Source organism: Alloacidobacterium dinghuense (genome assembly GCF_014274465.1).
GTDB lineage: Bacteria > Acidobacteriota > Terriglobia > Terriglobales > Acidobacteriaceae > Alloacidobacterium > Alloacidobacterium dinghuense.
The window spans coordinates 4,174,465-4,196,261 of the sequence record NZ_CP060394.1; the positions used below are offsets into that span (position 1 = coordinate 4,174,465).

The 21,797-nt window shown below is 54.3% G+C and carries 20 protein-coding genes; 5 read left to right on the forward strand and 15 right to left on the reverse strand.

The window, feature by feature from the left end:
* Positions 1 to 387: 387 nt before the first annotated feature.
* From H7849_RS17220 to H7849_RS17230, 3 genes are all read right to left on the reverse strand, one after another.
* Positions 388 to 1,122 carry a creatininase family protein gene (locus H7849_RS17220; RefSeq protein WP_186741011.1) on the reverse strand — a complete coding sequence of 245 codons (735 nt, stop codon included), beginning with the start codon at positions 1,120 to 1,122 and terminating at the stop codon, positions 388 to 390.
* 753 nt (positions 1,123 to 1,875) lie between these two features.
* Positions 1,876 to 3,987, reverse strand: coding sequence for an RNA-directed DNA polymerase (locus H7849_RS17225; RefSeq protein WP_186741013.1), 2,112 nt, complete (start codon positions 3,985 to 3,987; stop codon positions 1,876 to 1,878).
* Between the two features lie 84 nt (positions 3,988 to 4,071).
* Positions 4,072 to 4,335 carry a hypothetical protein gene (locus H7849_RS17230; protein ID WP_186741015.1) on the reverse strand — a complete coding sequence of 88 codons (264 nt, stop codon included), beginning with the start codon at positions 4,333 to 4,335 and terminating at the stop codon, positions 4,072 to 4,074.
* A gap of 127 nt (positions 4,336 to 4,462) precedes the next feature.
* Here H7849_RS17230 and H7849_RS17235 point away from each other — a divergent pair, with 127 nt between their 5' ends.
* Complete coding sequence (locus tag H7849_RS17235; protein WP_186741017.1) at positions 4,463 to 4,924, forward strand: hypothetical protein; 462 nt, start codon at positions 4,463 to 4,465, stop codon at positions 4,922 to 4,924.
* Positions 4,925 to 7,681: 2,757 nt separating this feature from the next.
* Here H7849_RS17235 and H7849_RS17240 read toward each other — a convergent pair.
* The 6 genes from H7849_RS17240 to H7849_RS17265 all read right to left on the reverse strand — a co-directional run bounded on the left by H7849_RS17240 (position 7,682) and on the right by H7849_RS17265 (position 12,283).
* The gene (locus H7849_RS17240) at positions 7,682 to 8,908 is read right to left on the reverse strand and encodes a tyrosine-type recombinase/integrase (protein WP_186741019.1); all 1,227 of its coding nucleotides are present in this window, start codon (positions 8,906 to 8,908) and stop codon (positions 7,682 to 7,684) included.
* The gene (locus tag H7849_RS17245; protein WP_186741021.1) at positions 8,908 to 9,105 is read right to left on the reverse strand and encodes a helix-turn-helix domain-containing protein; all 198 of its coding nucleotides are present in this window, start codon (positions 9,103 to 9,105) and stop codon (positions 8,908 to 8,910) included. Before H7849_RS17245 ends, H7849_RS17240 begins: the two co-directional genes overlap by 1 nt.
* Positions 9,106 to 9,231: 126 nt before the next feature.
* Positions 9,232 to 10,149, reverse strand: a complete 918-nt coding sequence (locus H7849_RS17250) for a tyrosine-type recombinase/integrase (RefSeq protein ID WP_186741023.1) — start codon at positions 10,147 to 10,149, stop codon at positions 9,232 to 9,234.
* Between the two features lie 154 nt (positions 10,150 to 10,303).
* A complete protein-coding gene (locus H7849_RS17255) occupies positions 10,304 to 11,710 on the reverse strand; it encodes a tyrosine-type recombinase/integrase (RefSeq protein WP_186741025.1) in 1,407 nt (468 codons plus the stop codon).
* Positions 11,711 to 11,713: 3 nt separating this feature from the next.
* Positions 11,714 to 11,917 carry a hypothetical protein gene (locus H7849_RS17260; RefSeq protein ID WP_186741027.1) on the reverse strand — a complete coding sequence of 68 codons (204 nt, stop codon included), beginning with the start codon at positions 11,915 to 11,917 and terminating at the stop codon, positions 11,714 to 11,716.
* Positions 11,918 to 12,133: 216 nt separating this feature from the next.
* Entirely contained in the window at positions 12,134 to 12,283 is a 150-nt protein-coding gene (locus H7849_RS17265) for a hypothetical protein (protein WP_186741029.1), read from the reverse strand.
* Between the two features lie 140 nt (positions 12,284 to 12,423).
* Between H7849_RS17265 and H7849_RS17270 the strand changes: the two genes are divergently transcribed.
* Both H7849_RS17270 and H7849_RS17275 read left to right on the forward strand, forming a co-directional pair.
* On the forward strand, positions 12,424 to 12,804 hold the full coding sequence (locus H7849_RS17270; protein WP_186741031.1) for a MarR family transcriptional regulator: 381 nt from the start codon (positions 12,424 to 12,426) through the stop codon (positions 12,802 to 12,804).
* Between the two features lie 435 nt (positions 12,805 to 13,239).
* Complete coding sequence (locus H7849_RS17275; protein ID WP_186741033.1) at positions 13,240 to 14,316, forward strand: hypothetical protein; 1,077 nt, start codon at positions 13,240 to 13,242, stop codon at positions 14,314 to 14,316.
* Here H7849_RS17275 and H7849_RS17280 read toward each other — a convergent pair.
* The 6 genes from H7849_RS17280 to arsM form a co-directional block, all read right to left on the reverse strand.
* A complete protein-coding gene (locus tag H7849_RS17280; protein ID WP_186741035.1) occupies positions 14,302 to 16,308 on the reverse strand; it encodes an N-6 DNA methylase in 2,007 nt (668 codons plus the stop codon). The genes H7849_RS17275 and H7849_RS17280 overlap by 15 nt on opposite strands.
* 254 nt (positions 16,309 to 16,562) lie before the next feature.
* Complete coding sequence (locus tag H7849_RS27570; RefSeq protein WP_432756553.1) at positions 16,563 to 17,066, reverse strand: tyrosine-type recombinase/integrase; 504 nt, start codon at positions 17,064 to 17,066, stop codon at positions 16,563 to 16,565.
* Between the two features lie 140 nt (positions 17,067 to 17,206).
* Positions 17,207 to 17,623: an arsenate reductase ArsC gene (locus H7849_RS17290; protein WP_186741038.1), complete on the reverse strand. Its 417-nt coding sequence runs from the start codon at positions 17,621 to 17,623 to the stop codon at positions 17,207 to 17,209.
* Between the two features lie 294 nt (positions 17,624 to 17,917).
* On the reverse strand, positions 17,918 to 18,409 hold the full coding sequence (locus tag H7849_RS17295) for an arsenate reductase ArsC (RefSeq protein WP_186741040.1): 492 nt from the start codon (positions 18,407 to 18,409) through the stop codon (positions 17,918 to 17,920).
* Positions 18,410 to 18,422: 13 nt separating this feature from the next.
* Complete coding sequence (locus H7849_RS17300; RefSeq protein ID WP_186741042.1) at positions 18,423 to 19,193, reverse strand: PP2C family protein-serine/threonine phosphatase; 771 nt, start codon at positions 19,191 to 19,193, stop codon at positions 18,423 to 18,425.
* The gene (arsM, locus tag H7849_RS17305; protein ID WP_186741044.1) at positions 19,175 to 20,104 is read right to left on the reverse strand and encodes an arsenite methyltransferase; all 930 of its coding nucleotides are present in this window, start codon (positions 20,102 to 20,104) and stop codon (positions 19,175 to 19,177) included. The genes H7849_RS17300 and arsM overlap by 19 nt, the downstream gene beginning before the upstream one ends.
* A 104-nt stretch (positions 20,105 to 20,208) precedes the next feature.
* Here arsM and H7849_RS17310 point away from each other — a divergent pair, with 104 nt between their 5' ends.
* Positions 20,209 to 20,601: an ArsR/SmtB family transcription factor gene (locus H7849_RS17310; RefSeq protein ID WP_251106331.1), complete on the forward strand. Its 393-nt coding sequence runs from the start codon at positions 20,209 to 20,211 to the stop codon at positions 20,599 to 20,601.
* 3 nt (positions 20,602 to 20,604) lie between these two features.
* Positions 20,605 to 21,720: an ACR3 family arsenite efflux transporter gene (gene arsB / locus H7849_RS17315; RefSeq protein ID WP_186741048.1), complete on the forward strand. Its 1,116-nt coding sequence runs from the start codon at positions 20,605 to 20,607 to the stop codon at positions 21,718 to 21,720.
* Positions 21,721 to 21,797 lie beyond the last annotated feature (77 nt).

A 21,797-nucleotide genomic window follows, 5' to 3' on the forward strand; every position in this document is an offset into this window, starting at 1 on the left:
AGTTACAATCGTTGAGAAGCTACTCAGAACTCTCGGCTTTTGCCGCATGCCCTAGGCGGTGGATGCTGGTAGATTCCCCAGACTTTCTACATTGAGACACATATTCCGCGCTGACATCCTCACTCTTTCTCGAAGCACGTAGATTCTGATCTTTCTCGGAAGGCCTCTCGGTCCGTGAATGCAATTGATTGCAATTGAGACCTTACGCTGCCATCCACAAGGTATCCTTCCGATGTTCCGGCCGCATTGTGGGGCAAGGGAGCTTCCGTCGGATTGCAATTGATTGCAAACGGTCCGACGTCCCGTCTGAATCTAGGAGCAAGGGTGGGCACAAATCCGAACATCTAGCCCCTAAATTCCGATTAGTGCGTGGCCGAATGCATATGATCAACGCGCGGCGTGGTTCACCGGAAGTTCTTGTAGGCTCTGGATGTCGTTGAGGATGGCCTTCACAGTTGCCTCTGTGAGGATGCGTCCTTTCTCTCTCGTCGCCAGCGTCGGGTCACCCCATGCTCCCGTTGGCGAGTAGGTTTTGTCGGTTGCGTTCGGGTCTCGTGTGAGCCCTCCTCGATGGTGCGGATGCAGGTCTCTCTCAGCCTTTGACATCCTCACAGTGTCAGGAGCGATGTAGAGCATCATGGAAGTTTCGATTTCGTCGGCGTGAGTGCCCTCTGGCTCCTGTTGCACTTTCTTAACTACGTCATCGATCTCGTCGAGATCGAGATACGTCATGGTTATGCCTTCAGAACCGAGCGTCTTGGCCGCCTCGGAAAGCGGCTTGATGGTTGAAATTCCCGTGTTGATGACGTAGAAGCGCCGCGGGCCATGTAATGCAAGCGTGCGACAGATTTCCACGACCATATCGCGTGCTGTATTCGACTCGAGAGATGTCGAGCCAGGATATTCCAGGAATGCAGGGTAATAGCTGTAGTTGATGGTCGGTGCAATCACCACAGGAGTCGCGGCCAGCACTCGTTTCTTCAAATACTCCGCCATCACCCAGTCATTGTTGAGCTGTAAATGCCGCCCATGTTCTTTCGATTCCGCGCCCAATGGTATGACTACTACCCGATCCGGCGTCAATATCGGCTCCGCTTCGTCCCATGAGAGATTCTCCAACAAAATGCCGCGATTGCTATTTTGTGTTTTGGTAGCTGGGGACTTTTGCGCAGAACATTGCATTGTAAACAGCCCAACGGAGAGGAGAATCAACAAGCACCTGAACGCGGAACATGGTGATGACGCTCTTGTTTTACTTTCTTCTGCAGCCTTCACAAGTATTACCCTCGCTTTCCCGCGTCCTTTGGGTGGAGCGCGTTGAAGGAAATTGAGCCCCCAGAATTGCAATTGATTGCAATATGTCTGTGTAGCGTGAGGGAGAGGTCTCCCTCGCCGGGTCGCCTGACAACTGATATTTCGCCACAAAGAACCTAAGATCAACACTTTTCTGTTCGCAGTATCGGAATCGCGTACCGAGGTCGTGAGCCAGATTCCGGGGATTCTCAAGCTACAGCAATGGTCCAATCGGCCGGTCTGGGAGGTGCGCCGGATCGTCACGTCGGTTCTTCAGCTGTGTACTGGATATATTCATCGACTTCAGTACAGGCATCGCTGAGCAGCTTTTCCACCTCGGCGGACGGCTATTCTTTAATGAGGCGTTATGAATTGGATGTCGAACCTGCTGAGCCTGGTGTTTGGTTGCCGTCATAAGCAAGACCGCCTGTCGCGTCCGTTCACCCATGGCAATCAGACCTACAAAGTCTGTCTCGATTGCGGCAGACACGTACCATACGATGCTGTGCTGTTCCGTCCGCTGACACGCAGCGAGATCATCTGCCATACGGCGATGTGTTCATCACCTCCGAGAAATACGCCTCAAGGAAGAGCGTCTAGGAAATCCATAATGTCGCGATAGACGCCGGTCAGGTCGATCTTGATGCTGTCGCGCTCTCTGACTTTGAGGGGTTTCGTCTTCTGACCAGTTTTGAATTCAAATGGGTGACTTTCGGGTATGCTGTTTCGCCTGTCGTTCGTCGATCGCAGGGCCGCCGCCATCGCTGGGAAGTGCTGTGCGAACGGTGCAGCCGCTTCCAACATCACGCCGAACGATATCCACTTGCCGGTTTTTCCCTTGCGTGGCATGGCACCAGGCAAGCCTTCGGTATTCAGGACATCCTGAAATGCCCCGAAGACGGCATCGTTGAAGGAGTTCTGCAAGGCGAGCCAGCCCGAGCGATCCGAGTCGAACTTGTTCTCCGCGGTCAGCAAAAGCTGGAGGGCGTGCTGATAATTCGATCCGAGGAGCGCCTTCCAGCCGCGCCAAGGTCGCAGCTTATAGGACGTACGGAGGATATCGCCGATCTGATCGAAGTGTGGTTTGAACCCAACGCTGATTAGCCCCAGGCCTTGAAAAACGTTCTTGACCTCCAATGAAAGGCGATAGGTAGCTATGCCCATCTGCTTCGGTGACAGTCCTCGATCGACAATTTCCTCCGCCAGAGTCATGCCCGGCGCCGGCATGGGCCTCTGGCAAAGCTCAGCTGCGATGCCGCCCTTCAAATAATCCTCGTTCGATAGATATGGGACCAGCAGGGACTGGATATATGGGCTCTTGGACCGCACACGCTTGAGTGCCTGGAAGCTGGAATACAGCCCGGCGTTCCGGCACGCTAGGAAGAAAACGCATATCGCCCGCTGCATCGAGAATGAGAGACTACCGCGCTTTGCTTGAGCGATCGCTACTGGCAGCAGAACCTGCAGCTCGTTGGGCCTGGCCTGGCGCGATGCTATCAGCCAAAGTTCTCCTTGGACGTAGTCGTGCAGCACACCCTTCTTCAGCATGGATGTGACGTGACGGACTATAAGCCGCGATTTCGGGTAGTTCTGAAAGAACGCTGCGAATGCGTCGATGTGCTCGGGATGCGTCGGCAGGAGCTTCAGGACCTTGTTCAAGATGGTGCGCGATGGGCCACTCCGGTAAAGCACAAATCGAAGCCGGCTCTTGTCGATCACGCGCAGCGGGCGGCCTCCGATCGCATCGCCGAATATTTCAACCGCCGCGTCCTCGACCATGTCAGTTTCGTCGGGGTCACGGCCCGTCGACTCCGCAATACTCGGTAGTGTGCCCAAAGCTTCCGTGACGTCTTTGGCAAAGGACACCTTGAACTTTGACCCCTGCGGGATCAGGCTCCAACGCCGGCATTCCATTTCCAGGACAACGGCAGCGTGCCGAACCTCATCCTCTGTCTTCGCCAGAACGCGGATATCGTCGACGTAGCGAATGTAAGGGATGCCGGCCTTGTCCATCGCTTCATCCACCGGCAAGAGGAAAATATCCGCGAGGAAATCTGAAGCTATGGGCCCTTGGGGTATGCCGTGATCGACTGGGATACCCTTGGTATCAGAGGTCCAGACGCTGAGGCATTTCCGAATCATCTCCCAGGCTTCGTTACTACCTCCGGACGGTGAAACGACGTTCTGCAGTGCCCTGTGGGAAATCGTTTCGTAGAAGGCAGCCAGATCGAAGTGTGCAATCCAGTGATTGCCGCGGACCAAATGCGTTGCCAGCCGCAACTTGAAATCGTGATAGGTCCGTCGCCAGTCCTGCAGGAAGAAAATTGAGTCTGGCTTCGAATTCAAACACGAGCTGAAGACCAGCCTGTTCTCAACGGCTCGCCGGCGCTTAAACATCTGCTTCGCCACTTGGTTAGCGATAGTTTGAAGGACGATTTGATCGTCCAGCGCGAGCAATGTCAGTGGGCGAAGTAGCCCGGACGCTTTTGGCAGGTACATGCGAATGGGGCTCGTCGGCTTCCATCCGCCCTTGAGCTTTTCGTGCAGCAGTTGAAGGTTCGCCTTTCGCCCAGGCTCGTATGCGCGGTAGAGGTGGCGAAACATTCGCTTGTGCTGGAGGTTCATGGCCGTGGTGATGCGCGACCAGGCAAGGTCGAGGTTACCAAACGAGATGAGCGAAGCCTTGCTGATCATGCAAGCGCCTCCTCCGGCGAAGCTGAAATTGTAATGCGGTCGTCAATCGAACTGCGAGCGCATCGCTAACTGTCGCGAGGGAGGTCAGAGGTGCCACCCGGAAATCCCTTCGATCAGGCCTCCTGCTTCCTTTTTGAACGCGCCCTGCGTGTTCGACAGAACGGTTTCACGATCCAAATAGTTTTGTGCAATTGATTGCAATTTGATCCCGTCGCCGCCTGCGGATCGATAGCCCTGAACCTGCAATTGATTGCTGCAGGTGCTGCCCGCAGATTGAGCAGACTTCGGCGAAACGGTACCTTCGTAACTCGTCGGCGCAGGGCGGTGGCTTGTATTCTTGGCAGACAAGATCACTCGCCTTTAAGTCCAAAACGCCGCTGGCGGTAACTTCTACGCCACAGTGCAATGCATTAAGCTGTTCTTCATCGGCAGGAAGATAGGCGATTTCTTAGGCAATTATGGGGCGGAAGACAAGATGAAAAGCAAGCAGGTGACGAGTAAGTTCTCGGGTTTTGTGCTGAAGGGGGCGTCAGCACAGTGCTATGACGCCGTCTTGAAACTCAGAACCGCTGAGCGCGAGGCCGACGAAGATCGTAAGGAAGGCGTCAAACGGAAGCGTGCCGAGCTAAAGACCGCCGCCGATGTTAAGGCGGCGGACGAGTACGAGATACCGGCCGAACGCAAGATCGCCGCGGCGAAATACAGGGCTGAAGCTAGAGAAAGAGCCAAAAAATACGAATGGGAACTGCAACGTAAGGCGAGCGACGCTTCTAGAAAGCTATATAGCAAGAGTCTGGCCGCCGCTGAACGTAAGGTCAACGAGCTATTGCTTGAGGCGACGGACACGCAAATTGAGCCAAATGGGCATCTTGAGGTGTATCTCAGAGAGTTGCGAATTACCTTATCGCAGCGATTGCGTCAGATCGGCGTGTATTGACCACAGGGGACTGGCGTTTCAAGATTTAACTGGGCTATTCTTCTCCACTCTCTCTTGGTCCCAGTGCAATCAATAGCAGGACGCGGCCGCACAAAATCTTCAACTGATATGTGTGTTGCTTCGCAATTGGTGAAAAAGAGTGTTCTTGATTGCGCGCGCCCTGCAATTGATTGGAGTTAAAACCACCCATCCGGATGCGCCCAGATGAGACACTGATACCCTCGTGTCCGTCGGTCGCTTCGCTTTCGCGAAGTGCTGGTGAGTGTTCAGGCTCGCTTGTGTAGCCGTCTCCAAATTGCAATCAATTGCAACGCAGCGATGACTGGTCTATCGATCTGAGCCACGGTAGCACGATTTAGGCTTCTCGACTGTTGACACCTTATTTACTTGTTTCGACGCAGAACCTTCTGTCCTGCCCCAGGACTCTGGGATTGCAAGCAGAACTCGAAGCAATTCCAAGAATTGCAATCGATTGCACTGGCATTCCTCCGAACTGGGATCGAACTAGGCGTACATGTCCTTCCCGTATAAGACCTTCATCGCACATTCGATCTCGTCCAAGGTTATGAGCTTTTTGTCAGTCATCAAGCTGACTGCTACAAAACAATGTGCGAGCAAAAATCCGATATGAGGGGTGTCAGGACAGGTTGCCAGTCCGTTCCAACATTTGGCTCGTGTCGTGAATTCACACCAGTGACTGACCGCATAAGAAACTACTGGCTCTGTATACATCCCCAGCTTTCGATAAAGCTGCTTTAACTGCCCCGCCTGTTTAGGGGTTAATGGTGCGGAATCAGCTTTCAGCGCTGTAGCTACTTGATACTGCCAATGAAATGCAAGCTTCGATGATTTAGTCGATGGTGGCATTCTTTTGGACCCTTTCTCCGCTGAGCATATGCAGATCGGATTCTGCTGCTCAGAAAAACCTGCGGCTCGACCTGCTCGCCGCCAAATCAATCAGCGCCTCCACTTCGTTCGGCGCCAAAGCAGGCTTCTTTTCTTTTTAAGAACCCGCGGCTCGGCCTTGCTCGCCGCAAAGGCATCGCTCGCGTTCTCTAGCCTAGGCTCGCTCGCAATATTCGCTACTCAAATCGGATTCCCACTGATTCCTGACCTACGGTCGTAGATGGCATTGTGGAGGCCCCGTATTCCCAAATTGTTTTTGTCGAGTACGATGCCGACTTAGGTGGCGTCTCTCTCTCTTATTGAGCAGTACAGCTTCTGGATGAAATAGATGAAGTTTCCGCAATGCCAACCCTCCGTCAGGGTGATTCATCATCTTCAGGATGTATGAAGCGCCATTCCGAGTGCTATCGTATGGTTTGGCCGATGCGCCAGACCCATTGGCTCTCTTGCCAGCCATTCTTGTCCAAATGGATTCCACAAAGAGCGGACGCAGTGGTGCGGCACTGGTCAAGAGGGCATGAAAGTGACGACCGGATGCTGGTTTGCCACATCCAGAAAGACGTTTTTCATCACCGCGCACGTAGACTATATCGCTCCGATAGAATTTCTCGAGTTGATTTATATACTCTGCGAAGACTTTCTCGGCTTGCTGGTCGGATACACGCGATGCAAAGGTGAATGTGCAGAACAGTTGCCACGGTATCGTTCTAATCCACGTTGCATATTCTTCTACGATCTGCCGGTCTACCGCGTACGGCCAACGCTCACGCTCATACCAGCGGGCTAAGTTTTGCATGGTTCTCATCTCCTAATCGAATTCGTTTTTATGGTGTTTCCTGCAATTGGTTGCAATCTTGGCTGCCCTTCTACATAGGGGTGTCATCTCCGTTATGGACGAAGTGATATTGAGTGAAGAGCACCTCATGAGCCAGATGTTCCACCGGCTGCGCGTGAAAATGCTCATGCTGGATTAGTCCCGAATCCAGGGCGTGATGAACGGCTTGTGAAGGAATAAATCAGTGACAGAGGCTAAGAGCCCAGGTGCTCGCCCTAGCGGTGATACCGCCGCCTTGTCGCGCGAGGCGATGCCTGTTCCCTAGAGCGTAACCACTCGCGTACGGACTCAGCGCTGTATAAGATTGTGCGCCCGATATGCACACGAGGGGGGCCCATGCGCATCATTTGCCATCTGTCGATTGTTCGTGGGCTTACACCAAGCTCTTTAGCTAGGTCCTCGCGCCGTAGGTAATCATGAAGAACCGGGCTAGGATCAACGCTTTCTTGTCTTTCGGAAACGGCCGTCGAGATTTCTTGCGGTGGATTCGTTTGCTGTGCGAGCATTCCTTGTCTCCCAATGGAAATGTATTGACGCCCCAAACTCACTCCATTGGGTTTCAAGGCTGCTTGATGGTAAGAAAGTCGAAACTGAAAGTCAAGATAACCTGCAACTTAATGACACAGCCCGCCAATTTCTCACAATCAATTAGAAAAAGCAGTCTGACTTATCACACCAAGCCTAGTTATGCTCTTTCTGCACGCTTCGGGGGACATGCGATTGTCAAAATCTAGCTCTCTGTGGAGAAGTGGGAAAAGCGCAGTCTTCGGGGCCAACAACGGAGAGTGAGATAAGAGTGATGTACGGAGGCAGAGGTCGTACGTCATTGATCCTACAAGGCCTCATCCTCGTTCCATTGTGCATAAGTCCTTTCTTTGTAAAATCCGCCTCTCCTCATAACCCAAAGGTCGCTGGTTCAAATCCAGCCCCCGCAACCAATCAACTCATCTCATCTCAATCACATACAAGATCAGAAAAGTGACTGGCCGCGGACCTCCGGGGACAGTTGAGGACAGTTAAGCGGACACTGCCTGGTCCGATGACTTCTTTGCTTCCTCACGTACGAACTCCACGAGGCGCTGTTGTGCTGCTCGCTTCGCTTCAAGCGGCAGCCCTTTATAGATGTCCGACGTGGTCTGAATGTTGGCGTGACGGAGTATTTCCTTCGTCTCCTCCAGTTTCAGTGCCTGCTTCGACCATTGCGAAACCGAATGCCTGAAGGTGTGCCATCCCATTCGGCCGAAACCTGCGGCTTCGGCAACGGGCTGGATGTGATTGGCCAGAATTGAGTCCGGCCAGAATGGGCGCTCTCCTTTCGTAATCGGACTGGCAAAGACCCAGTCTTCCGGCGCGCTATATGCGGTATGCTTCTTCCACTCAAGCAATGCCTCTTTCACGTCCGCCGGAATAGCCATTTCTGCCCTCGAGGATTTCGTCTTGAGCGGAGTAATCCGGCCGGAGACGAAGCCCTGGCGGAAGGTCACGACGTCACGATCGAGATCCAGATCTTGCCAGCGAAGGCCAAATCCTTCACCGCGTCGTGTTCCGAGCCAACCAGCAATCTTGATCGCCAGTCGTTCCCGTGGCCCGTACAATTCGACCAGCTGCAGGTATTCAGCCGGCGTCAGCGCACGAGGTTCCTTCTTCCGCAAGGTCGAGCCGTCCGGAAGATCGACGTAGTCCATGGGGCTGTGATCGAGATAGCCCCACTTGACCGCCTGACGAAATACGAGGCGCAGCAGAGATCCGATGCTCCGAACTGACTTCGGCGCCAGCCTGCCAGACTCGCAAAGCTCACGCAGCCACGCTTCGATTGAGGAACGCAGTTGTGGTTTTGCCAAATCGCTGATGAGGTACTTGCCCCAGCGCGGACAAATCCAACGTTTCAAGTAGGACCGGTACGCACGTGCTGTCATCGAGCTGATCCTGCCATCGTCAACAGCGCCCAGGGGCACGTTGACATACGGAGTGATCAGCTCGCGTTCATAACGATCCAGTACAGCAGCCATGGTCACATGCGACACCGCATCGCTCTCGCGATTGGCGCTGAGCCTGTAACCATCCGCCGCCTTCTTGACCGCCTGCATGGTTGTGAGTTCTTTTGTTGTACCGAGACGGACGCGGCGGCGTTTGCCGCTGCCGCGTTCGACCCACCGGTAAGTCCAGATATCAGGACCAATCTTTCTTTTCATGCGCTCCAGGGTCCCGTGCTGGTAGCGCAGACGCTGCTCATGAGGAATCATTAACTCTCCTGATGAGCGGCACTGATGGCATCGTCGATCATAGCGTCAATGTCGCGAGGACGGAAGAACCAAGCCTTGCCAAACTTGAAGGCTGGCAGTTTCCGACTCCGCGCCTGGCGCTTCACAGTCTCTGGATCGCAGCGAAAAAGCTGTGCGACTTCATTGACAGTGAGAAATGCTGTATTACCCTGAGTCATCGAATCTCCTGCGTAGTTATTGCTGAATTGATTCTGCGCAACGGGCGGCAAGTACCAAAATCAGGTGGATACCTTAGTTCTGCGCCCATAGGCGATTAAGAGTGATTTGCCCACCGACTCAGACTCTCAAGAACCTGTCCTGAGGAACTCCATAGCCGAAAAATACCCACGGGCAAGAGTCGTGTCGTGCAGCTTGAAGTACCTCTGTGTCGTCGACAGGCTGGTGTGGCCCATCAGGTCCTTCAGGATCAGGGAACTGATGTTCGCGTTTGCCAGCCTGGTCGCATAGCTGTGGCGCAGTCTATGGACATTGGCATGGCTCAGACTCAACTTCCGGCACCATGCTGCGAGCGTGTACTCCATTGCCCGGACGCTCATCCGCTGCTTCCGTTCTGAGAGGAACAGCGCCGGAGTCTCGTCCGCACGTGTGGCCATGTACTCTGCGTAGAGCCGCAATGTTTCGTAATCCACGAAGAAGCGCCGCTTCTTATTTCCCTTTCCGATCACCTCGCCGGTGCCGAGCACCCGCACGTCACCGATGTCACCGACCTCTTCCTCGATCGTGATGCTATCCCGATTGAGCTGGTACATCTCCGACACGCGAAGGCCCGTGGCAACGAACAACGTGAGCAGAAACCTGTCGCGCAGACTCGTGACGCCCGACAGCAGCCGATCCAGATCAACCTCCTCAATCGGTTTGGGATCGTCGTTCTTACTCCAGCGCCGGGTGAAATCCAGCATTGGATTGTGGAGTTGGTGGTTCGATGTAGCGCGGGTGAATTCGAGATAGCTGGAAAGCGAGGCCAATCGGCGCGAGATGGACGCGTCCGAAAGCCCAGTCCGGCCGAACCTTGGATTCGGCATCTGCTTCATATACTCGATGTATTTATTGATCACACCGTGGTCGACCTGTTCGATCCCGCGAGTGCCCTCCTGTTGCAGAAAGGCTTCGAAGAATTGAAGGTCACTGCGATATGCCCGGATCGTCTGCGGACTGACGTTCTTGGTGGCCTGCCAATGAGACAGAAATGCCTCAAACTCCATGGTTAACTCCTTTCAATTGTGGACATGAGTTTGGCTTCAGAGCCGGTGGAGAGAGCGTTGCGTGTAACTCACTTTATACGCAACGTTTCACTGCCCTCGAACGTGGCATGTAACTCAGATTACACGCCACGTTGGGCACCGGCGCAGGACGAGATCACGCCTTCTTCTGCTCGCGCTCGATGAACTCAGCAAGAGAGATCGCCTTCTTGCGTGGGGCCTGCTTCTGCTGGGCTGCATGCTTCATGGCCTCGTCGTATCCGCGACGCGCCATTTCGGTGTCGATCTCGGTATATCCGCACATCGCTTCGTAGGTCTGCCACCCACCGGACTGCATCACCGTCATTGCATCTGCACCGGCTGCAGCCAAGTTCGACGCCATCGTGTGGCGCAGTGCATGAGTAGACCACTGATCGAAGCCTTCCTCGTTCAGCTTCCTCCCAAGGTGCGTCTTGCAAAGAACGCGGCTGAACTCAGCTGCCAGTGCGGCGCCCAGGCAGGGATTAAGGCGGGTATTGTGCAGCAGGTGGTCGTGCTTACAACGAGGGTCGCGTTCTGCCATCCACTCGGCGTAGTAGCGCTCGGTCTTCTCGGAGAAGAACGCGAACCGTTCGCGGTTGCCCTTGTTCGGGAGACGGACGAACAGGCGCTTGCGAACCAGATCCAGATCTTCCAACCGAAGGCGACAGATCTCACCGATACGAAGGCCTGCTTCCTCAGCAATGGCCGCGGCAAGCCGAAGCCGGGCATTACCACGCGTGGTCAACAGCTCCCACAGGTATGCCAGCTGATCCTTCTTCAGCGGCCGAGGGAGCCGTTTCGGCTTACGGGTCTGGTGAACAAGCGGGACGACAGGGCTAGCGATTGTGCAGTACCCTGTGGCGCGAGCCCACTTGTAGAAGGTTGAGATGAACGAAGGGCTGTTGGCGACCTTTCTGCGATCAGTTTCCCTTCCCCAAATGAGGTAGTCGGTAATGATCTTGGGAGTCACATCGTCAAGCGAATTAATTCCGCGGATCTGCAAGAACTCGAAAAAGGGGTACATGCATGATCGAACCGTGTCCGTCTCGCGATAGTGACTGGGCGCCCAGCCGTTGAAATACTTGTTCGCGATCGGCAACAGGGGACCGCACGAAGCAATCATGTGTTGTTCGCGCTGATAGACCCCATAGTGCTTCGAGTTCAGGAAGTAGAGACCATTGGTCGGCCTCCGTTCGGCCTTGCCGAGGAACTCCTGACCACATCCGCATCCGCACGTCAGCAGCCGCGTTCCCTTCGAACGACGGCGGAGCCAGCACTCGCCGGAGCAGGTCAGGAAATCCGCCCTGAGGTCGTAACGGCCTTCGGGAATGAAGTTATCGCAGTTCGGCCCCTCGCACTTGCGCCGATTGGCTTCGATGTACATGTACCGCTTGCTCTGCTTCAGAATCCTGGCACATACTGCTCCGCCACAAAACTTGTAGCGTGCTCCGGGCCAAGTTTCGTGGGCAGGAAGCGGTGAAGTGCAGACGGGGCAGGCGCGATCGCCTGCGTTGTATTTCCGGACGTGTTCTTCGTTGGTCATGTCTTAGTGGACCCTCCTCGCGGCAGTGATCTTGTACGTCTCAACAAGCTGGTAGAGGTCCTTGGAGTCAAAGCGCTCCTGACCAGCGATCTTGATAGCGAGCAGCTGGCGAGTATCGATCAACTGCTGCACGTCATTCGGTGGCAGCTGGAGCAGGGCTTCAACTTCGCCCCGCACCAGCAGCCTGCGTTCATGGTGATTAAGCAATTTGGCTTCTCCTACTGAATTCGTCCAGCAAACGGTGGGGGCCAAAGCTCCGTCCAGCGCGACGTCTGCGGCTCGCGCCCACACCTTCCTGATGACATCGCGATGATGGAATAAAGAGGTAGGAGTACCAAAGACAGCGTCAATTCCCCAGCAATGACGCGGGGTAAGACAAGGTACGGTGATTAGGGGATGCTACGGGAACCTACCATCCTCCCCTCAGTTGCCATATAGCAACTGACGATATTCCAGGATGAAGATGGCCTTGGTGGCTACCCATTCGGCGAACTCTTCGCCGCGCTCGCCGTGAGCGTACTTCTGAATGATCTCCTCGAGGAAGAACTTGACATCGCGAGGTAATTTCGACATGGAGTGATTGGTCCTTTCATGTTGGAGTGAGTGGGAGCGACCGTCCGGGCGGGATCAGGTCGCAGGACAAAGGCAATTCGGCGGACGGCTATCAAAAGGGAAGCACGGACCGAAACCATTGCGTGGGCTATAGTTGCAATATGGCAACTAAGAAATCGTTGAGGGAGTTTGCTGAGCAAGCCATGCGCGTCGAACGCCTGCTCGATGAGCGCGGCGTGCCAGGTAATGCTGGTCGCGTTGTCTGCGTTCTCCGAGCTGCTGAAAGGGTGATAGGCGTGACGCAACAGGAGGTCATCCACCAGACTGGGCTGCGGAAGGACGCCATAAGTAAACTCGTCGCCTCGTTAGTGAGAGCAGGTCTATTGAGTCATGAGAGGGACGGCACGAATCCCCGGATGAAACGGCTGACCCTTACTGAAGACGGAACAGACCTGCTGTCGAGCATAAGGACGGCTATCCAAACGCCCCGAGAGAAGGAGACGGTCAAGCCCGCCGTCACCCTATTCGACGATCAGGAATAATATAGTTGCCGATTGGCAACTATCCTCTACGCGATGTCAGTGAACGTTCTATAAAGCGAAAAGCGGCACCGACCATAAGAAAGGCCAGAAAGCTGCCAATGGCGCGGAACAATAAGTAGCGCATAACCTCACCTCCTTCCAAAACGATTAGGCTTGAAACTCTTAAGTCACGGTAGCGAGTTGGCACCGACCAACCCACGGTTTGGGCATGTTCGATTGAGCCGAACGCGCGCATCCTGGCGGTTAAGCGTTGGCGTATTCGGGCCATCACTGAAGTTACCGGCCGCTTTAAGTAAACTCGGAATAGGAACCGACTTAGCCCGTTGCGGGTTCTATCATTAATGGAAATCGGTTCCGGTGATGAGAACGAGCATTAATAGGCCAGGGAAGTTGACGCAGGATTTCACTCCCGTCGAACTTCGATGGGAGGAATAGTTGCAGCAAATTATCGAACGACTTATTGATGTAGAGCGGTTCAATATGGGCCAGTTGAGCCGAGCGGCATGGCCACTTGTCGAGCGGCACGAACTCACCCGCGTGCACCTTGACGCTCTGAAAGAGGGCCTTGGAGAGCATTACGAGGAGCTGCGCGACATCATCTTAAGGCACGCGTTCCTGATCGAACTAGTGAAGGTGCCAAAGATAGAATCAACCAAGTTCCGCGTGCGCTGGTACGAACAGCTTGCGGGCGATCAGCGAGAGTGTTCCTTCGACGAGTGCCTGGCAATCGCAGCGGAACTGCTGACGGAGCTCGGACCATGGCTTGAGACCGAGAACCATCGCGAACTCTTCAGCCTCTCCTGCGATGAAAAGCTTTTTGCATACGAGGCGCCGCTCGACTATCGAGAGGTTCCGGCGAAGGACGACCATTCGACGCGCATCCATCGCCTTGGCAACCTGGGCTGGATCTATGACGAGCTTATGCTCCGCACTCTCAAGCTGCGCCGCTTCTTATGTGAGCCTGAGACGAGTCCGGACGTCGAGTTCTTCAAGGCGGTGCTGGACGGGAAGATCAAGGTCAAGACCTATCTCACTGACCGCGCGCAAACTGGTCCCTATAAGACGAACCGGGAAAAGCGGTGGGAAACGCATCCACACTCGGTGCAGTTCGCAACGCGTAGGACCGCGATGGAGATCGAATACGTGCTCGTTACGCAGCTCTGTGCGTTCGAGGGATTTCCTCCTGCTGCACGAGAGACCCTGCAGCGCGAGGGGATACTGCCAGCGGATCTGAAGACCTTCCGCTGCCCAGTGACTCAGGAACCGATGTCGTTTCCGGTGTTCCGCGATGCGCTTCTGAACCCGCAGCACGGCAAGTCCAGCTTCCAAGTGGGGCATCTGAATCCCCTAAAACTCGACGAACCGGGCAATGATGTGTTCGGTCATACCGCGGACAACATTAGCTGGATCTCGGAGGACGGCAATCGGATCCAGGGATCGCTAAGCCTGACGACCGTAAGGCAACTGCTTCGGAAGATCGCTGCCAATTACGAGGAGCTACACCTCGTCTAGTACAGCACACCCGTGCACACGCGCGCGTGCCTCTTTCGAGAGCTCGCGCGCTTCGATCCTCAGCTTTACCGCCTTCCTGACCTTCTCACCTACTTCGCGTCGCAATTCCGGAGATTTCGGAATTGGAATGACTAACTCGTAGAGACGTTCGCCCAGGCTGTCGATGATGTCCTGTGTGAACTGCTTCGCCTTGACCTGGCGCTGCACGATTGGCGAACTGAGGATCGCGAGTAGCAAATACGGATCCAGCCCAAGCCTGTTCGCATTGACGCGGATCTTGAACAAGTGACTCTGATAGATGATCTCCGTGTCGGCTTCTGAGATGATGGCGCAGGTGCCGACGAGATAGGTGCCGTCCTTCACAAGTAGGATGTCGCCCGCGCGGACGTCCTGCTTGCGCTTGAACGTCTCAAAGAGATTCCTGTCCACGCCGTGCTTCGGGTCGGCCTTTAGCTCCCAGTTGCTTATGTCCGAGGTTCGGATGAAGGGGATCGTTCCGGTCCCGTAGGCGAGCTTTCCTAACTCGTCGCCGGTGGTGACTGACAACACGCCGTCGGTGGCGAGTTCCTTGAAGGAAACAAGAGTGTGTGTCTCCGTGAGGCTTTTCAGTTCAATGGTGATTTGCGGATCGTAATAGCGCGGACAGAGGACGTTCGAACGTACCTCGGTCTTGTTGAGGACGAAGCCCAGTGCCGATTCTTCGAAGCGCTTGTGCTGCTTGTGTAGCTCGAAGTTGTCGGAGATCGCGGGAAGGTCGTTGTGCGGAATCGCCCGTGCACGGGAATCATGGCCGCACCATTTGGCCTCGGCCATGAACACCTTGGCCGATTGTCTCTGGGTCTGCTTCTGCGCAATGAGCAAGCATGTTTTAGTGTGCGTGCCGCCCTTCCCCGATGTCTTGAAGAGAGACTCCGGCATTCCAATGACTGCCTGTATGTCGGCGTGCTGGAAGAGAAACTCCATCACATGCCGGTAAGACTTGTTCGACAGGATGCTTTCCGGGAGTACCATTCCGAGGCGTCCGCCTTCCTTGAGAAGCGAAAGACAACGCTCCACGAAAAGGACTTGAGGAGGAACTTGCATCTGAAGGATGTTCGTCGGAAGCCATTTATTTGAGTGCATGTCGTGCTTCCATTTCTTCGCCAATTCGAACGTCCTCAGCACGTCCGGGTTCGCCGCAACGATATGCACGCCGAAGGGAGGATTGGTGAGAAGCACGTCGAATCCGTCCTTCGGTAGTCTCTTCTTGATCGAACTTTCGCCGTTCGAAAGCGCTAAGCTGTCGGCGAAGATCGCGTGCGGGTGACCTTTCGTCATCAGCGCGACATGAAGCTTTGCGAGCTTGACCAGGTAGGCATCTTTGTCGATGCCGTAGATCGTCTTCGAAGTGATCGCTTCCAGTTCGTTCGTTGGAACGCCCTGGGCGATGAAATGGCGAGTGACGGACGTCAGGAAGCCACCGGCGCCGCACGCGGGATCGATGACTGTCTCCCCGGGCTGTGGATTTAAGGCACGAGCGAGAAAATCGCTCACTGGGCGTGGAGTGAAGAATTGACCCGCGCGGCTTCGAGATTCAGACCCCACGAAGACTTCGAATGCGTCTCCGATGGGGTCGCTCGCTGCGTCGAATAGCGAGAAGTCGCACTCACTAAGGATCATGCTCACCGCGTTCGGATCAAGCATGATTTCGGTGTCTGTATCGTAGATGTCTGGAAAATCGGAGCGCACCTTGGCAAAGACCTGGCGAACTCGCTTGCTTTTCTCCATTACGTCGAGATTGGCGGGGATCTCCGGGGCGGTGGAACTCTCGATATATAGCTTGCAGAACAGGCATTTCAGAACTTCGTCGAGCAACGCATCGTCACGGGTGGCTCCGACATGCTGGCCAGCAAGATAGTTGCGGATATGCCGAAAGGCTTCTTTCGGGGTGAGCATGCCCGGAAAGAACGGCGCCTCTTTACTGCTTCTTCTTGACGATGATCGCTTGCGCATTTGGTCTCAAACAGAATGTGTTTGGGTTGAAGATTACTACAATTCCTGTGGGGACGGTTAAGCGATTGATCTAAAAAGGCAGCTTCCCTGACAAGTGCCCTCCAGCTCATGTTTATGGATTTGCCCTATTCGGACAGAATGGGCATGATAGGGACAGATCAGGGACAGGTACCGTGTAGTGCTAAAGTGTTTTCAGTCGTTTAGCGTCGCCATTAGTGCCGCTCAATTGTTGAAAACAAAGGATTTAGTTGCCCTCATAACCCAAAGGTCGCTGGTTCAAATCCAGCCCCCGCAACCATTAGATTAAATAGGTTACGAGAGATTGCCCCGTTAACGGGGGAACAAAAGGGAACATTAGGGGCCGCAGGCATGCGGCCCTTTTCGCTTCCCGGTTGTGGTGATGGAGCTAGAACCAGGCGAACGACCTTGCTGTTCGCGGTTCGCTTGCTCTCCAACATGGCAGAGCCGTATACATTCATCGTGGTCTGAATGTTGGCGTGCCGCATCAGTTCCTGTTGCACCTTCATCGGCGCGCCAGTTTCGTCGAGAAGAGTGCAATAGGTGTGGCGGAACGTATGCCAGCCGATCCTTTCGAGACCCAGCTTTTCTCCCGCCGGCCGTATATGGTTCTTGCAAATCTCGCTCGCGTGATATGGATTTGCAGTTGCCGGGTTTGCAAACAGCCAACCAGGCGCGCTTGCTGGACAGCGTTGCTGCCAGTCGAGCAAGACCTGAGCAACAGCAGGGTCGAGCGGGATGTCATCTTCCGAGTATTCGCTTTTGACGCGGCCCTTCTACGTCAAGGTTGATGCATCCCAGGCATCTGCACGGAATCCTTAGCAAACAGAGGAATCGAGAGGAAATAGTGAGGACAAAGAAGGAGTCGGACTCTTCTACGTTAACCAGAAACTAACACGCCGGGTAGCTGCTCCTGAGCCAATAGATGTAAAACTCGCCGCTTGATCTCATCACGAGTCTGCCGCACGGATTCAATTCCCTGTCCTTTGGGATCTGGTAACGGCCAGTCATCCCGGCGAAGACCAGGGACATAGGGACACTCATCCCCGCAACCCATCGTGATCAGCATTTCAGCATTCTGCGCAAGTTCCGCGGTAAGTTTCTGTGGCTTGGCATGGCTCAAGTCAATTCCAACCTCACGCATCGCGTCGACCACTACCGGATGCACATGTTCCGCCGGATGAGTCCCTGCAGAAATGGCCCGCGCTAATCCCGGATCCGCAAATTGATTGAAGAACGCTGCCGACATCTGTGACCGACCGGCATTGTGAACGCAGGCAAAAATAAAAGTTCGCACTCTCTGACATGCTCCTTGAGTCTGGGTTTCATGCAAATCAGCTCGTCCGTAAGAGCTTCTCCTCCTTTAGCGTATCGCGTCACCATCTTGCCCATGAAGACAATCCATGAGGAATTCATATAGCATTCACAGTCGATCATAAACGAAGCGCTTCACTCAGGAGCCATTTACGATAACCCGCTTCGAATCATGAGGATCTTTGGGCACTGAGTCCTCCGACACTTGGTTTCCACCAGGTGCTGACGAAGTGTGCATTAACGGCCCTGGTGACGCTTACGGCAAATAGCCGGGTTTCTATTGCCTTCCAATCTCATCTATCTCTTTCTGCAACGCAAACTGATCCAGGCTCGAAAGTGGAAGGCAGAGAAACAAACTGATTCGGCGATCGAGTATAGAAAAGGCTTCGCGGAAAGCACGTTCAATTTCTTCCGGGGTGCCTTGGACTGCGGCAGGATCAGGTACTCCCCAATGTGCGGTCATCGGTTGACCGGGCCAGAGTGGACAAACTTCTTTTGCGGCATTGTCGCAAACCGTGAAAACGAAATTAAGCCGCGGAGAATCTGATGCGGCAAACTCATTCCAGGACTTGCTATATAAACCCGCCGTGCTTAGTCCTGCTATCTCAAGCTGGTGCAGGGCTTCCGGGCGAACTATTCCTGACGGATGGCTTCCGGCACTGTATGCAGTAAAGTACGGCACACCCTTACGCTTCATGATCGCCTCAGCCATGATGGATCGGGCGGAGTTCCCGGTGCAAAGAAACAAGACTTTGTAATGTGCAGGCATCCCTAAATCCTTTCTAAAGTCGCTGAAGCGCGAGCATCGTGCGATCGTCGCTGGCCGGTGCACTACTGCTGAAGTCAGCAATACTGGCGCTGATCGTATCCAAGATCTCGCGCGGGGATAGGTGTCTCGATTGGAACAGTGTTTCAGAGAGTCGACTCAGATCGTACTCATTACCAGATTTGTCCGTTGACTCTGTAATCCCGTCTGAATACAGAACAAGGGTGCTTCGAGGACTAACGATTCGTTTCACAGCCGTAAAATCGGTCGAGCAAAACATTCCCACAGGAAGATTTGCCGCGACTATCACTTGTACCTCATTGGCGTCGGCAAGCAATATCGGAGTATGGCCAGCGTTGACCAACTCCACCATTCCGTTGCGTTCTGCTTTTCCTATCACCAAGGTTGCGAATTGAGCGGGAAGAGCGCTCTGGCAAAAGGTGTGGCTTGCAGTTTTCACAACCGCCTCAATGCTCGCTTTCAAGGGCAACAATGTCCGAAGGGTGGCATGGAGATGAGACATCAACATGGATGCAGCGATTCCCTTGCCTGACACGTCTCCCAGCGCAAAGTAGAAAGCATCTGGCCCAGCAGGAATCAGGTCGACATAGTCTCCACTCAACAAGCCCGCGGGCTCGTAGGAAAAGGCGACTTCCCAGCCACCCAGACAACAGCCCCGCTCGGGGAGGAGGCTCAATTGGACTTGTCTAGCCAATTCCAGTTGAGCTTCCAGTCCTGCATCGATTTGTAAACCGAGTGTCATGAGCTTTATTTCGGAGGGCAGCATGTCGGTCCGCAGCACTCATTCCGGAGGGTTACCGGCTTGACCGCATAGACTTTCACGCTCGCGGCTGCCCCGTTCACGTCGTATTCCGAGAGAAGCTTGCTGAGATCTTCATGAAGCGTGGCAGATGTCGAATCTGCGGGAGAGCAGCACGCTCCGGGAAGCACATTTAGATCATTGTTGCTCGTCATAGATGGCGAGCAACAGCCAGCTTGATTTTCGACCTTGGCGTAGGCGTTGAGGTCCGCTCCGCTGTCAACGATTTCGACGTGCTCGAATCCCGCAGTCAAAAGGCTCTGACGATAGTCGTCAATTCGCATTGCTCCAGAGATACAGCCAACATAGGCAGCCATGCTTTGCGCTATTGCAGGTGGCAGGTCGCCTTTAAGAGCAATGTCGCTGATGGCAACTCTCCCCCCTGGTTTGAGCACCCGGGCGATCTCGCGAAAGACTGCAGGCTTGTCAGGCGCGAGGTTGATCACGCAGTTGCTGATGACGCAATCTACGGATGCATCGGGAAGTGGGAGATGATCGATGGTTGCAAGATGAAATTCGACATTGCCATAGCCACCCTTCTGAGCGTTTCCGCGAGCGCGCTCGATCATCTCCGGTGTCATGTCAATACCGATCGCCTTACCATTGGGTCCCACCAATTTTGAGGCGAGAAAAATGTCCAGACCACCTCCGGAGCCCAAATCCACAACGACCTCGCCTGGCCGCAAGGATGCAATGGCTGTCGGGTTCCCGCAGGACAAGCCCATATTGGCCTCGGCGGGTATCGAGGTTAGCTCCTCAGCGCTATAGCCGAATGCCTCGGCAACAGCCTTCACTCCTTCATGTTTCGTTGAAAGTTCGCTTTCAGCGACCGCTGCGTACTTGGATCGCACCGTTTCGAGCACTGTTTGTTCTTCCATCGGCTCCTCCGAATATATCCGCCAAAACAAATATATTATTCACTGGACGTATATGTCAATGCGAATATAATCACAACATGGCCGCGAAACAGAAATCCTTCAACATGGAACGCTTTTTTCAGGCACTAGGGGACAACACGAGGTTGCGCCTCCTGAACCTCATGGGAGATCAGGAGTTATGCGTCTGCTATTTCGTCGAGATCCTGGGCCAGTCACAGCCGAAGATATCCCGGCATCTCGCCTACCTGCGAAATGCAGGCATCGTCACTGCTCGTCGCGATGGCAAATGGATGCATTACCGGATCGTCATGCCCCCCAATGAGGGGGCAGCCCAGGTTCTACAGCAGATGCTTCAGTGGTTCAAAGAAGAAAAGACGATGCAGGCAGACCGAGCCAAACTAACCAAGGCTTGCTGCATGCCGGAGAAATTCGGGACGTTGCAGGGTGTGCCCCTGCCAACGCCAGTTAACTCATTTCCAATCTTGGCGTCGAGGTAAATCATGTCCAGTGTCCCTTACACTCAAGGCCAGGTGTGTGCGCCTGCTGCTCGGAAAAGGCTTTCCTTTTTGGACCGCTTTCTGACTCTCTGGATTTTTTTGGCAATGGCAATCGGGGTCGCCATCGGCCACTTTATCCCGGGGTCTGCGGTCTTCGTGAACAGTTTTCAGTCGGGCACAACCAATATTCCTATTGCTATCGGCCTGATCATAATGATGTACCCTCCGCTAGCGAAGGTCCGCTATGAAAAGCTCGGCGAGGTCTTCCGCAATCGTCATGTGTTGGGCCTTTCACTCTTTCAGAATTGGATCATCGGTCCGATTTTGATGTTCCTCTTGGCGATCGTGTTTTTGCGGGGAGAGCCTGCATACATGCGAGGTCTCATTCTCATCGGTCTCGCGCGTTGCATTGCCATGGTGCTGGTATGGAACGAACTTGCCGAAGGCGACTCGGATTACGTGGCAGGTCTGGTGGCCATGAACAGCGTATTCCAGGTTGTTTTTTACAGCATCTATGCCTGGGTTTTCATTACGATTCTGCCCACATGGTTCGGCTTTAAAGGTGCAGTTGTAAATGTTGGCATCGAGCAGATAGCCAAGAGTGTCTTCATCTATCTCGGCATCCCGTTTCTCGCTGGCATGCTGACTCGTTTCATGCTGGTTCGCGCAAAAGGCGAGGAGTGGTATCGGACACGGTTCATTCCTCATATCAGCCCACTTACCCTGGTTGCCCTGCTCTTCACCATTCTGGTCATGTTCAGCCTCAAGGGCGATCTGATAGTGAAGCTTCCGCTCGATGTGCTGCGTATCGCCGTGCCGCTCGTTGTTTACTTTCTCATTATGTTTCTGGTGAGTTTCTGGATGGGGCAAAAGCTAGGTGCCGATTATGCCCAGACCGCCACGCTGTCTTTCACGGCGGCGGGAAATAACTTTGAGTTGGCGATTGCCGTCGCCGTCGCGGTTTTTGGACTGAACTCTGGTGAGGCTTTCGTAGGCGTGATCGGGCCGCTGGTAGAAGTCCCGGCATTGATTGGTCTGGTGAATGTGGCCTTCTGGTTGCGGAAACGTTATTTTGCCTCCGCGGCGCCTGTTAATAATAAAGCTGCAATCAATGCCTGAGAGGATACCGGCATGCGCTTCCTCATCATCGGCGGTAGTGACTCCGGCATCAGTGCCGGTCCTCGCGCACATGATCA